Consider the following 13,191-nt stretch of genomic DNA (forward strand, 5'->3'; position numbering starts at 1 on the left):
GCCTAACTGAGCCACGACGCCGCCACCGTCCGGTAGGTCTCCCGGCACCGCTCGAGGACTTCGAGGGAGACGCTCTCGTCTTCGGTGTGGGCCTCGCCGGGTTCGGCGGCGCCACAGATCACGCACTCCGTGCCGGCCGCGGCGAGCCACCCCGCATCGGTCGCGTGGGGCTTCGCGATCAGTTCCGGCGACCCCGGTTGAGCGTCGTCGGCCGCCTCGAGGACTGCCGTCGCGAACGCCTCGTCGTCGCAGCGCATCGGCGGCAGGTCCTGGTCGACGGTCCACTCGACGCCAGCGAGGTCCTCGACGCGCTCGAGGGCGGCCCGCTCGCCCGGGACGGTCCGCTCGTCGACGGTCAGTTCGCAGCGGTCCGGGACGACGTTCATCGCCGAGCCGCCCTCGATTTCGGTGACGGCGAGGCTCCCCTCGATGGCCTCGCCGGCCACCTCGACCGACGGCGGCTCGAGGTCGCGGACGCGGTCGACGGCGTCGGTCGCGCGGTAGATGGCGTTCTCGCCGGCGCCGACCTCGCTGGCGTGGGCGGCCGTCCCGCGGGCGGTGATCGTCGATCCGCGACGGCCCTTGTGGGCGACCGCGACGTCCGTGACGTCCGGCCCCGAGTAGCCCGTCGAGCCCTCGCCGACGACGGCGTAGTCGGGCGCGAACCCCCGGTCGATGGCGTGGCGCGCGCCGACGCCGCCGACCTCCTCGCCGACGAAGCTCGCGAAGACGAGTTCCGCCGCCCCGTCTCCACCTCTGTCGCCGTCTTCCTCCCCCTCGTTGCTCCCACTTGTAGCGTCGCGAAACGCGAGCATCGCGGCTGCGACGGCGCCCTTCATGTCGGCCGCACCGCGGCCGTAGAGGCGACCGTCCCGCTCCTCGAGGACGTACTCGCCGTCCTCGAGCTGCGCGTCGGCCGGCTCGACGACGTCGTGGTGGCCGACCAGCGCCAGCGACCGTTCCGCCGGCGTCGTCTCGCCTCCCGGGCTCGAGTCCGTCCGCGAGTCTGCACCTGCGCCAGCGCCCACGCCTCCGCTCCGGCGGGCGATTACGTTCCCGACCTCGTCTCGCGCCACGTCGGCGTCGGTTTCGCGGCGGAGCCACGCTTCGATGTAGTCCCCCGCGGCCGTCTCGTCCTCGTGGCTGGGGATCGAGACGAGTTCGCGGGTCAGGTCGACGACCTCCATGGGCGAGTCGTCGACGGGCGGCGAGTTGAGACCACCGGTCGCAGTCGGCGGAGCGGCCGCTCGATTCCTGTCGAACGCGAAGACGGTCGCGGCCTCGAGCACGTCGAATACGGGACCTACGAGCGTCGTAGATCCCGCCGATACGACTTTCGCAGGTGGAACACCCTTATAGGCGTCCGTCGACCAGTTAGCGTATGAACGTCGTGCCGGATACGAGCGTGGTCATCGACGGCCGCGTCTCGGCGACAGTCGACGACGGGCAGTTCGAGGGAGCGACGATTTCGGTGCCGGAAGCCGTCGTCGCGGAACTCGAAGCGCAGGCCAACGACGGGATCGATACCGGCTGGGACGGGCTGGAGGAGCTCCAGCGTCTCGCCGACCTCGCCGACGAGGGCGTCATCGAACTCGAGTACGTCGGCGAGCGGCCCAACGCCATCGAGCGGGGCCACGCCTCGGAGGGCGAGATCGACGCCCTCATTCGGGATCTCGCCGAGGATCTCGGCGCCACCTTCCTGACCAGCGACGTCGTCCAGGCGGAGGTCGCCCGGGCGAAGGGGCTCGACGTCGAACACGTCTCCCCCGAGACCCGCGAGGTCGGCACGCTCACCGTCGAGACCTACTTCGACGATCAGACGATGAGCGTCCACCTCAAGACGGGCGCGGTGCCGAAGGCAAAGCGCGGCGAACTCGGCGAGATGCGCTACGAGGCGATCGCCGACGAGCCGTTAGACGAGGCGACGATGGACGAGTACGCCCGCGAGATCGTCGACGCCGCCAAGGAGTCCCCCGACGGCTTCCTCGAGCTCTCCGAGCCGGGGATGAAGATCGTCCAGTTCCGGGACTACCGGATCGCGATCGGCCGGCCCCCCTTCGCCGACGGCATCGAAATCACCGCCGTCCGGCCGATCGCCCAGACCGACATCGAGGACTACGAGAACGCCGACGAGCTGAAAGAGCGACTGCTCGAGCGCCAGCGCGGCGTCCTGATCTCGGGCGCCCCCGGTGCCGGGAAGTCGACGTTCGCGCAGGCGGTCGCCCGCTTCATCTCCGATCACGACTACGCGGTCAAGACGATGGAGAAACCGCGGGACCTACAGGTCGGCCCCGACATCACCCAGTACACCGAACTCGGCGGCGAGATGGCCAAGACGGCCGACGCCCTGCTGATGGTCCGCCCGGACTACACCATCTACGACGAGGTCCGGAAGACCGACGACTTCGAGGTCTTCGCGGACATGCGGCTGGCGGGCGTCGGCATGATCGGCGTCGTCCACGCGACGCGGCCGATCGACGCCCTCCAGCGGCTCGTGGGTCGCGTCGAACTCGGGATGATCCCGCAGGTCGTCGACACCGTCGTCTACATCGAGGCCGGCGAGGTCAACACCGTCTACGACGTCCGGACGGAGGTCAAGGTCCCCGCCGGACTCACCGAGGAGGACCTCGCGCGGCCGGTCATTCAGGTCACGAACTTCGAGACCGGCGAACCCGAGTACGAGATCTACACCTTCAACCGCCAGGTCGTCACCGTCCCGCTCACGGACGACGAGGGCGGCCCCGGCAACGAGTCCGGCGTCGACCGCATCGCCAAACAGGAGATCGAACGCGAGATCCGCTCGATCGCCCGCGGCTACGTCGACGTCGAACTCAAGAGCCAGGACAAGGCCGTCGTCTACGTCGAGGAGGACGACATCTCGAGCGTCATCGGCAAGGGCGGCGGTCGCATCACCGACGTCGAGAACCGCCTCGGGATCGACATCGACGTCCGGACTCACGACGAGAACCCCAACTACGGGGCCGGTAGCGGCGGCGGCAGTGCCAGCGCGGACGGCAGAGGCGGAGGCGGTACCCAGGCCGGACAGATGGTCACCCCCGAGATCACCTCGCGACACATCGTCATCCCCGTCGACGGCAACCACGGCGAGACCGTCGAGGTCCAGGCCGGCGGCGAGTACCTCTTCACCGCGACGGTGAGCCGCGGCGGCGAGATTCAGGTTTCGCGTGGCAGCGCGATCGCCGAGGAGTTAGAGCAAGCGATCGATCGGAAGGAGCCGGTGACGGTCGTGCCGTCGTAGGGATCGTATCGCGAACGGAGTGAGCGGTTTTTATTCGTTTCAGAGGACGCTCAGCCGTCGGCCCGGCGATTTCCGGAAGCCGTACATCCCCTCGCGGTGACGGCGATCCGGTCGTCGACGAGGAAGTAGCTTCCTGCACAGCCCAGGTCCTCGAGCATGGATGGCGTCCACTTCCGCAAACGGAGAGGAGACGGCTGAACCCAGCTGCATCGTAGTTCGCCCCCGGACCTGTTGTATACTAACTGAATTCTACGAGGAACGAACGGGGGTGAACGGGAATGGACGTTTACAGTCGATTACTCTATATCTGCAACTGTTTGACCTCCGATTGCGCATAGGAGAATATATTATTTAAGGATAAAGCACTTATACGAGACAAATGTCTGGGGGAAGTGTGAAACAAATGGTGTTTGATCGCTATGGGCGCTGAGAGGAAGACGATCGTCGATGCTGGAATCGGGCGCACGACCGGGACGTTCATCACGGATCGACCGGGACTCGAGCGCGTCCGCTCGCGGATCGTCGACGACATTCGGACGACGGTCGAGGACGCGGGCGCCGCGGGCGTCGTCGTCGCGATGAGCGGCGGGATCGATTCGACGGCGACCGCCGAACTGGCCGTTGAGGCCCTCGGCAGCGATCGGGTTCTCGGGCTCGGGCTCCCCTGCCACAAGAGCGAACGAGCCGGCGTGAGCGAGGCCAGAACGATCGCCGAAGGGCTGGGCATCGAGTTCAGAGAGATCCAGTTGCGGCCGGTCCTCGAGGCGTTCGAGGAGGCGGCCGCGATCGAACTCGAGCCGGGAGACGACGGCGACGACGCACGTCCCGACGAGCGCACCCACGCGATCGGCAACGTGACCGCACGGTTGCGGATGTGCTGTGCGTACTACGCGGCGAACCGCCAGCGCCGACTCGTGCTCGGCACCGCCAATCGCTCCGAGCTGCTGCTGGGCTATTTCACCAAGCACGGCGACGGGGCGGCCGACGCGTATCCCCTCGGTGACCTCTACAAGACCGAAGTGCGGGCGCTCGCGAAGCGGATCGGCGTTCCGCGCCGGATCGTCAGCAAGGAGCCGTCGGCGGGGTTCTGGGCGGGCCAGACCGACGCCGACGAACTCGGCGCCACCTACGACGTCATCGACCCGCTGTTACGACGGCTCGTCGACGAGGACGAGTCGATCGAGGACGCCGCGACGACGCTCGAGATCGACCGCGAGACGGCGCGGTCGATCGCGTGGCTCTGTGACGAAACCGAGCACAAGCGATCGATGCCGCCGACGCCCGGAATCGCCGACCGCGGCGCCGAGCGACCGCTGACGGGACAGTGAGCGGCGGCGAACGCGGTCACACCCGTCGGAGCGACCGGAGCGACGCTCGTGATCAGCGGCCATCGAGATCGCGGTACAGCTCCGTGTTCCGCCACCAAAACAGTCCCCACGAGAGCATGAATCCGATAGCCATGGCGATGACGTCTTCGACGAACGGCGGGAGCCCGATCCCCTCGGTCGCGACGACCCCCATGCCCGCCCCGATCGCCGCGCCCGTGATGACGAACACGATATCGCCGACGATGTGTTCCCGCGAGTGGTCCCAGTACTGCTGGCGGTCGTCGTCGTACCAGACGCCGACGTAGATCAACACCGGCGCCATCGACGTGATGACGGTGACGACGTGGTACCGCTCGGGAACGCCCGCCGGACCGAGAACGAAGAGATTGAACGTGTTCGCGACGACCGCCATCGCGAACAGCCCCAGCAAGAGCCATCCCCATCGCGGCAGCGTCTCCTTGTCCATACTAGTGGACGGTCACCGACTGAAAATAATCCTCCCGGTTTCCGCGCCGTTATTCGGCGCAGCAGGCGTCCTTCTTCGGGGACTCCTCGACGCCGTTTCCGTCGGCTGCCACCGGCTCCTCGAGTCGATAGAGGCTCTGGCGCGCGTCGGCGAAGTAGATGTCCTCGTCGACGATCCCGATCTCCTCTAACCGCTCGAGCGCGTAGCGGACGGTTCGGGCTGACAGCATCGACTCTTCGACGATCTGTTTCTGGGTCAGCGGCCCGTCGTACTCGAGAACCTTGAAGACCAGTTTGGCGCTCGGTGGCAAATCTTCGATGTCCTCCCCGTCGGTCTCTGCCATATTACGAATCGAAAGCTCCCAGCAGCATAAAAGTTGAGCCTTACGAACGGTGCCCATCACAAAAGTTTCCAACAGATTTTGAACGGTAAAGTGGCGAGTGAAAGCCTCTTTACCGAGATATCGAGAGTTGACTGGCTGGTCAGGGGTCGGTGAAATTTGGGACTACCGAGAGCGCTGCGACGGTCGGTCGACGACTCACCGCGCCGGTGTCTGACGCCCTCACTGCTGATTGGTAACACACCTCTCCCTGTCGATGTATGGCATGATATAGAAGCAGGCAACCGCACCCCGTCTCCCGCACGCTCAGAGCTTTCGCCAGACGTCCGCGTCGTCGTCGAACCCGTCGTCCGGATCCGAGAACTCGTCGCTCCCCTCGAGTTCGAGTTCCTCCGGGTTCAGCGGCGCGTCGGCGTCGACGACCGCGGACCCGTCGTCGAGATCCATCTCGGGCCAGGCGGTTTCCTCCCAGAGCCCGCGGTCGCTGTAGTAGTAGACCACGCCGTCGTTGACGACGGCGAACAGCCCGCGTTGGGTGTCGTGGACGACGCGCTCGTTCGTGTCGATCGCGACGTCGACGACGTCCTCCAGGGTGTCGAGCGAGACGTGGTAGTCGCCGATCCACATCGGGATCGATCCCCGGGAGATCCACTCGGCGTAGCGCCGCTCGTGGACGGCTCGTCGAGCGGCCGCCTCGTCGACCGGCGAGCGACGGGCGAGGGAGACGGCGGCGGCCAGCGAGAGCGTTCCGAGCAGCGAGAGGCCGGCGATCAGTCCCAGGTTCCGCGACTCGGTCGTCACCGTCGTTCCCGTCCGGTAGCGCCGTTCGTCCGACGCGGACAGCGAGTCCGCCATCCAGTAGGCGTCGTCGGTGATCTCGAGCGTCGTCGACGCCTCCTGTACCCCCCGTCCCGCGCCCGTCTCGTAGGCGGCGCGGAACTCGAGGCGGACGTCGACGGCCCCGACGCCGGACAGTTCGCGCTCGATCTCGCGCTGTCGGTCCCGGACGGATTCGACGTCGATAGTCGTCTCCGATCTCGCGACGCCGTTCTCGACCGCCGGCGACTCGTCGACGAGCGTCTTGGTCTCGTTCCAGAACGCCGTGCCCTCACGCGTCGCTTCGAACCGAAGCGTCAGTTCGTGGCTCACGGTCCCGTCGTCGACGGGCGCCTCCGCGGTCGCGTTCGTCAGCCTGGTCTCCGGGCGAAGCGTCAGTTCCGGCGACGCGTTCAGGATGTAGACGCCGCTGTTCTCGAGTCGGTCGCCCTCGTTCCAGAGCGTTCCGTTCCGCACGACGACGGCGCTCGTGTCGACGTCGCTCGAGACGCGTTCGTCGGCGTACTGGTGGCTCGTCGACGTCGACGGCGTCGCGACGACCCACCCGGAGGCGAGAAACGCGAGGATGCCGATCCCGACGAGAACGACGACGATCGACCGCCCGTATTTGGCGAGCACCAGGTCGAGACGCGGATTATCGATCACGTGTTGGACACCCCTGTCGAAGCCGTCCCGTACGGCGTTTCTTCCCCCGCTCGTCCGCACCGATCCCCCGGCTGACTGCGGAGTTTCGTTCGTTCATTCATCCGATCCGACCATTATAACGATATTGGCCGTCGGCGAACGGATCACTCCCGGAGCCACTCGCGCAGTTTCCGCTCGAGGCGGGTCGATACGGGGACGTGATCGCCCGCCGAGCGAAGGCGCAGATCGCCGTGCCCGAAGACGACGAGCACGATCGCGACGGCGAGGCCCACGACGACGCCGTTGACCGCGGCGATCGCGGCGAGCGGGTGCAGCCCGTGCAGCCAGACGACCGCCGCCGGCGGGAGCACCGCGAGGTAGCGGTACTCGCCGACGTGTCGCGCGTACGATCCGGTCTCGTCGGGCGCGGTCAGCGAGACCGTCGTCTCCCCGCTCGAGCGGCTCCCGACGGTCTGCGTGGCGGGTTCGATCTCGACGTTGTTACTCTCGGCTTCGTGGACGGCCACGATCGGGAGATAGCCCGCGTTGTCGACCGTGCGGGTGAGTTGGGTCGTCTCGCCCGGAGCGATCACCTGCGGATCGTCCGTCGGCGAGTCGGTGCTCACGAGTTCGTACTCCGCGGTTCCGGAGGGAACGACCATCGCCGCGGTCGCGAAGGTCACGAACACGAGCAGGACCAGCCCCAGCGCCGTCCAGAACGCGATCACGTTCTCTCGAGAGCGCGATCGGTGCGTCTCGCGTCGCCCCGGGCCGAGTCGCTCGAACACCGTCCCGAACCCGAGCAGGGCGACGCCGACGGCGACGAGGACGGCGCCGAGTCCCTCCGAGTCGCCGGTCGCCGTCAGTCCGACCACCGAGGCGACGGTTCCGGAGGCCGACTCCGCGACGTTCTGGGCGCCCATGGTCGCCGTTCCGAGATGGGGGATCGTCACGACCCCACCGTTTACTCGCCACGCTTTCGCGACGATCTGGCCGTCCGTGACGTGGGGTTCGCCGCCGTCCTGGTCAGTGAACGGGTTGGCGTCGCCCTTCGTGACGTACCCCGCTTCGGTCTCGCCGACCACGCGGTGGGTCGTCAGCCCGCCGCCGTGGAGTTCCCGGGCCTCGAAGACGACGACGTCCCCCTGTTCGACCGAGCTATCGGCGAGGTCGGGAATCGCGACGAACCCGTCGCCGGCGTCCATCGCCGGCTCCATGCTGCCGGTCGCGACGTACCCGAGCAGGATCGGCTGTCCGAGGAGTTGCCCGACCAGCAATAGGACGACGACGAGGGCGATCCCCGCCCCCAGCGTTCGCTTCAGGAGCGCCGTCCACGTCATCGTCTCCCCTCGAGAAATATCATCGATATCTGACCGGTCTATCGAGACGACGTTCGAATCGGGCCGTCTTAACAGTCCCGAACGAGCCGGGATGCAGGTGTTCGTCGGTTCTCATGGTCGGATCAGTAGTCGCTCGAGACGATCGCCCAGCGCCGGTTCGCGGCGGCGCCGAGGAACAGAATCCCCATCGTCAGCGGCGGCGCGAGCGCGGCCGTCGTCGCCGCCGACAGCTGCCGATTCCGGATCGGAAACGGCTCCGGCTCCGAGACGGTGACGGAACCGGCGTCGACGCCGTTGATCGACAGGTCGTACGTTCCGGGAGCGTCGAACCGGCGCTCGAACGTCACCGTTCGCTCCGTTCCCGGTTGGACGACGACCGTTCCGGTATCGACGACGATCCCGTCGACCGCCAACTCGAGGGTGCGCTCGACGGGTTCGTTCGTCGGGTTCTCGACGGTCGCCGAGACCGTCGTCCGATCGCCCCTGGTGAGTTCGGCGTCGGCGACCGACGCTTCGCTGATCTCGGCGCCCGGTCCCGTGACCGTTACCCGTTCGCTCGCCGCGCCGTCGAGTCCGACGTCGTAGCCGCCGGGCCACTGCATCGCCCGTTCGAAGGAGACCGTTCGCGTCCCGCCGCTCTCGATCTCGACTGTTCGGCTGTCGACGACGGTGCCGTCGACGGTCAGTTTCGCGGTGTGTCCCTTTGCCGTGTCGTTCTCGTTTCGGTAGGTCCCCTCGACCGTCACCGACTCGCCGGCCTCGAGGCTCGTCGGGGAGACCGTGAGGGACTCGAGGGTGACTCCTTGGGATGTCTCGTTTTCGTCGCCCTCGTCGTCGTCATCGCCGTCATCGTCGTAGCGGACGTGCACCGTGAACGTCTCCGTCCCCGTGTGAGCGACGTGTGTATCGACCGCGACGCCGACGTGGATCGTCTCGCCCGCTGACGGCTCGATCGGGCTCGCTCTGGCGATTTCGGCCGTCGGATCGTTTCCGGAGTAGAACTCGAGACCCTCGACGTCGTTCTCGATCCAGACCCGCTGGACGTCGGTATCGGCGATCGCGATCGTGAAGACATCAGCGGTTGTTATTGCGTCTTTGTTTAGTTCCTCGAGGTCGAGTTCGAGTTGGTTGTCTTGAATCGTGGCGTATCGGGACGTCGGTTCGAGGAGGACGTCGTCAGCCGCCGAATTCTCACCCACCGTGATCGCGACCGTCGGAACTACGAACGCGAGGAGAACGCAAGCAGCCGCGGCGGTAAGTCGGACGTCAGTGGATAGCATCTGTGCGGTTTGCTGGCACGACTCGCGGGCCGTCGTTTACTGGCGACACGTTCGGGCGTTCTGTAGCCAGTGTCCTCCGTCCTCGAGGGGCGGACACCGTTATTCCGATCTACCGAGCTCGGGTCGGGTAGACGGATCTCTACTAGCTACTGCCGTCGTCGGCGTAGAGCGTCAGCATTTCATCGTCGCCGCTATTATCGACAGCGGTATTGATTTCAGCGTCAACGGTTGTCGTTCCTCCGTCTGAAACGGTAGCGTACGCCAGATCACCGTCTGTACCTGTGTCCGGGTCGCTCAGCGTGAAGGTGACGTCTGCACCGGCGATCGAAACGGTCTGGCTTTTCGAGTGACCGTTTGCGGCACTTCCGAGGCTGACCTCGATACTGTTGCCGTCGGCAGCGTTGTTGGTGAGTTCTAAAATACCATTTACGTACGTCGTCGCATCGTCGTTGAAGCCGACGCTCTCATTGCCCGTGTCTCCCAGATCGATCGTGACAGCAGCCTCGCTCTCACTGCTGCCGTCCACCGCATACGCACTATTAGTAACGCTGACACCCAGATACGCCTGACCGTCTCCCGTTGTCCCGACCGACACGGTTCGGTCTGCCTCCACGCTACTAAACGCCCCCGTCCCAAGCGCTGCTCCGCCGCCCGCGACGATCGTTCCCAGTCCGACTAACACATTGCGTCGATTCATTCTCATGGTTATGGTTCCGTCTGACCGCGTCGGGTCTCCCCGCCTCGAGGCGGGAGTCCAGCGCGCGGTTCTTACGCTCACCGTGGAGTGCAACCCACTTTGTATTAGGTCGCCAGAAATCCCGAAAGCTCGGTAATACACCCGTTCAAGACAGTCTTGAAGACTATAGATTGGCGTCTCCGGTCGCGACAACTCCGATAACGGCTAGCTGGTGCGATTCCTCGCCAGTAGCACTGGAAGCGGCTCGTCGAATTCTCTCCGGACGCATTGTTCGTTAGCGACCAGAATTGTTCTATTGAAGATGAGATCAACACTCATTACATTTTATAATACAGTAATTAATACGGATTCGTAATGGGACGGATTGGTAGAAACGCTGCGCACTCTCTTTCCGAACGGGCCGATCGGGGGGCGAGCCCTCAGTTAGGGATTGTATTGCTATTCGTACTGGTATTCCTCGGCGCAACGAGCGTTTACGTCGTCGGGATGGGTGCGTTCGACGCCGCCGAGTCGCAGGCGTATCACGAACAGAGTCAGCAGGAACTCCGGCAGTTCGATTCGACGATATCGTCGCTCGGAAAGCAGGACGATACCCCGAAACCTGTTCGAATCGATAATTTAGACGGAGAACTGGTTACCGACGGAGAGCTCGAGGTCACCGTCTCGGACGGATACGTGAACGATAGTCGTTCGATAGCGCTCGAGACGCTGGTTGCAACCGATAAGGGTGGCAACGAGTTCGCGTATCAAGCCGGCGGAGCCTGGGACGTTTCCGGCGATCGAGCGACTGCCGTTTCGGATCCGAACCTCCGGTATTACTACGAGTCGACCGAAGACGGGGAAGTCGGACGAGTCGATATCGAACCGGTCACGCTCGAGGGAAGCGTCGGCACGGGCGAGCATACGGTTCGAGAAATCCCGAATCCCGATACCGACTCGTTCGAATCGCTCGGGGAGGATATCGAGGTCGTCAGTTACACTACGGTCGAGGTCTCCGAATCGTCTTATCACCACGGGTGGTACGACTTTCTGAAAGACGAGTTCAACGCGACCGATGCCAACGACTGTGAGATCTCCGGTTCGGTCGACGAGAACATCATCTGCCACGACGAATCCGAAGAGACGGTTACGGTCGTCGCAAACGTCGATGGCGAGAAACCGCTCCGCGAACTCGCCGATATCGAGCCGACGGTTCGCAGCGGACTCTACATCGACGGTGAAACGGGGACGCTACGGTCGTCGCTTTCGATGAGCGCGTACGAAAATCATAACGCGAATGGCGCCGGCTCCCCCGGCTTCTTGCTCGCGAATTACGATGAATTCTACCTTCACAATCACGCCGATATCGAAGGTATCCCGGTCGTAAACGGAGAACTGGGTTCGAAAGGGAATCCGTCGATCTCACCGATCGGCTACGGAGTAACCGTCAACGGGACCGAGCAGGGCGAATCGGAGAGCGGCAGGAACCTGTATCGGTTAGATTCGGAGAACGAAGGGAAGGGGAACGGCGTCGAAGGAACGGCGCTCGCCACCGAACTTTCGCAGCCGTACGCCGACATTGCTCCGATCGACGACGAGATCAATCGGCTCCTGACGTCGTATCTCGCCGGCAACCCGCCGGCCGATGGTGACGTTTCTGCGGGCATGTACAGCGGAGAAGACGGGATCGAGTCGACGGATTCCTCCGATGGAAACGTCAACGTCGGTGTCGACGGCGATCTCGAGCTCTCGAACGTCGAAATTAACGGCGACAATCAGACGAACTTCTACGTCGACGGTCGCGCCGAACTCTCGGACGTCAGTATCGGACCCGACGACCGGGCGGACGCCCTGTGGGTGTACGCCACCAGCGATTCGACGATTACCATCGAGGACGACTTTCAGGGGGTCGTCTACGCTCCCGGTGCCGACCTCGAGATCGAGGACGGTGTGACTATCGACGGGGCCGTCATCGCCGGCGATGCGGCCGGGCGTGGCGGCACGCTCGAGATCGGCGACGACGTTCAGATTAACTTCGATCGCTCGCTCCGGAGTGCAACACCGTTATCTGAGGAGGACACCGATCTGTTATTCGAGTACAGCGACACGCGGCCTCCGGTCGACGTAACCTTCGTTCTCGACCGGTCGGGATCGATGGGGCCGCACAATCCGTACGGGCACGCGTATGAGCCCGAGTACGAGATTCAAATCGGTGACGAATGGGAGCCGATCCCGACGGACGAACCGTTCAGAAATACGCATGGCTGGAAGGTTCTCCAAGTTCGAGACGAAAACGGGACGACCAGAACGCTTGAGTCCTTGGAATTTGCCCATCCTGATGACTGGACGGAGATTCGGGTCCATCCGTACTATCAGTTCGGACTGAGACCGGCCTCGATCGGCGTCTACGCTCACCCGGGGAACGATCCGACGGGCCAGCGTGTCGAGGCGACCAGAAACGTTATCGACGAACTCGACCCCAGCGCCGATCGGGTCGGAGTCTACGATTTCGCCGGCAGTGGTCGGACCCTCCATCCCCTTAGCGGTGATCTCGAGGCGGCGAAAGAGAGCGTCGCCGGCACCGCTTACGGCGGGACGAACATGGCCGCCGGGCTGGAAGCGGCACTCGACGATTACGCCACTCGCGGTGCCGATGACCGCGAGCGAGTCGTTATTCTCCTGAGCGACGGGAAAAACTCTAACGCTGCCAACGACGAGCGGATGGACGAACTGGTCGACCGGTCGGACGATCTCGATTACACCCTTCACACTGTCGGTCTCGATGGCCTCGAGCACGACTCGATACCCGAGGACAAGCTCGAAGGGTGGGCGGCCGAGACCGGCGGGAACTACTATCAGACCGCCGACCCAGACGAGCTACTCGATCTCTTCGAGGAAATCGTCGACGAAGAGATCGACCTCGAGATGGATACGCAGATGCAACTCGCCGTGAACTACGAGACAGGAGGTACCGCTAACTATGCGGTACACGTTTCCGAACGGACCGTAGCGATCGACCGTTGATCGCCGTCCGTTTTCGC

10 protein-coding genes are annotated in these 13,191 nt (G+C 64.6%); 3 read left to right on the top strand and 7 right to left on the bottom strand.

Annotated elements, in window-relative coordinates:
- Positions 1–2 precede the first annotated feature (2 nt).
- Positions 3–1,187 carry a M20 family metallopeptidase gene (locus HTZ84_RS18975; RefSeq protein WP_174682097.1) on the bottom strand — a complete coding sequence of 395 codons (1,185 nt, stop codon included), beginning with the start codon at positions 1,185–1,187 and terminating at the stop codon, positions 3–5.
- A 194-nt stretch (positions 1,188–1,381) separates the two neighbouring features.
- Between HTZ84_RS18975 and HTZ84_RS18980 the strand changes: the two genes are divergently transcribed.
- Both HTZ84_RS18980 and HTZ84_RS18985 read left to right on the top strand, forming a co-directional pair.
- Positions 1,382–3,259, top strand: a complete 1,878-nt coding sequence (locus HTZ84_RS18980; RefSeq protein ID WP_174682098.1) for a PINc/VapC family ATPase — start codon at positions 1,382–1,384, stop codon at positions 3,257–3,259.
- A gap of 419 nt (positions 3,260–3,678) precedes the next feature.
- On the top strand, positions 3,679–4,587 hold the full coding sequence (locus tag HTZ84_RS18985; protein WP_174682099.1) for an NAD+ synthase: 909 nt from the start codon (positions 3,679–3,681) through the stop codon (positions 4,585–4,587).
- 52 nt (positions 4,588–4,639) lie between these two features.
- Here HTZ84_RS18985 and HTZ84_RS18990 read toward each other — a convergent pair whose 3' ends face one another.
- From HTZ84_RS18990 to HTZ84_RS19015, 6 genes are all read right to left on the bottom strand, one after another.
- The gene (locus HTZ84_RS18990; protein WP_174682100.1) at positions 4,640–5,053 is read right to left on the bottom strand and encodes a hypothetical protein; all 414 of its coding nucleotides are present in this window, start codon (positions 5,051–5,053) and stop codon (positions 4,640–4,642) included.
- Between the two features lie 49 nt (positions 5,054–5,102).
- The gene (locus HTZ84_RS18995; protein ID WP_012944628.1) at positions 5,103–5,396 is read right to left on the bottom strand and encodes a MarR family transcriptional regulator; all 294 of its coding nucleotides are present in this window, start codon (positions 5,394–5,396) and stop codon (positions 5,103–5,105) included.
- Positions 5,397–5,699: 303 nt separating this feature from the next.
- Positions 5,700–6,875, bottom strand: a complete 1,176-nt coding sequence (locus tag HTZ84_RS19000; RefSeq protein ID WP_174682101.1) for a DUF5305 domain-containing protein — start codon at positions 6,873–6,875, stop codon at positions 5,700–5,702.
- Between the two features lie 143 nt (positions 6,876–7,018).
- Positions 7,019–8,194: a signal peptidase I gene (locus tag HTZ84_RS19005; RefSeq protein WP_174682102.1), complete on the bottom strand. Its 1,176-nt coding sequence runs from the start codon at positions 8,192–8,194 to the stop codon at positions 7,019–7,021.
- Between the two features lie 122 nt (positions 8,195–8,316).
- On the bottom strand, positions 8,317–9,474 hold the full coding sequence (locus HTZ84_RS19010; RefSeq protein WP_174682103.1) for a CARDB domain-containing protein: 1,158 nt from the start codon (positions 9,472–9,474) through the stop codon (positions 8,317–8,319).
- A 142-nt stretch (positions 9,475–9,616) separates the two neighbouring features.
- Complete coding sequence (locus HTZ84_RS19015) at positions 9,617–10,087, bottom strand: hypothetical protein (RefSeq protein WP_174678794.1); 471 nt, start codon at positions 10,085–10,087, stop codon at positions 9,617–9,619.
- A 438-nt stretch (positions 10,088–10,525) separates the two neighbouring features.
- On the opposite strand from HTZ84_RS19015, the gene HTZ84_RS19020 reads away from it, so the two are divergent.
- Entirely contained in the window at positions 10,526–13,174 is a 2,649-nt protein-coding gene (locus HTZ84_RS19020; RefSeq protein ID WP_455429275.1) for a DUF7289 family protein, read from the top strand.
- Positions 13,175–13,191: the final 17 nt, after the last annotated feature.

This window comes from Haloterrigena gelatinilytica, from assembly GCF_013342145.1.
Lineage (GTDB): Archaea > Halobacteriota > Halobacteria > Halobacteriales > Natrialbaceae > Haloterrigena > Haloterrigena gelatinilytica.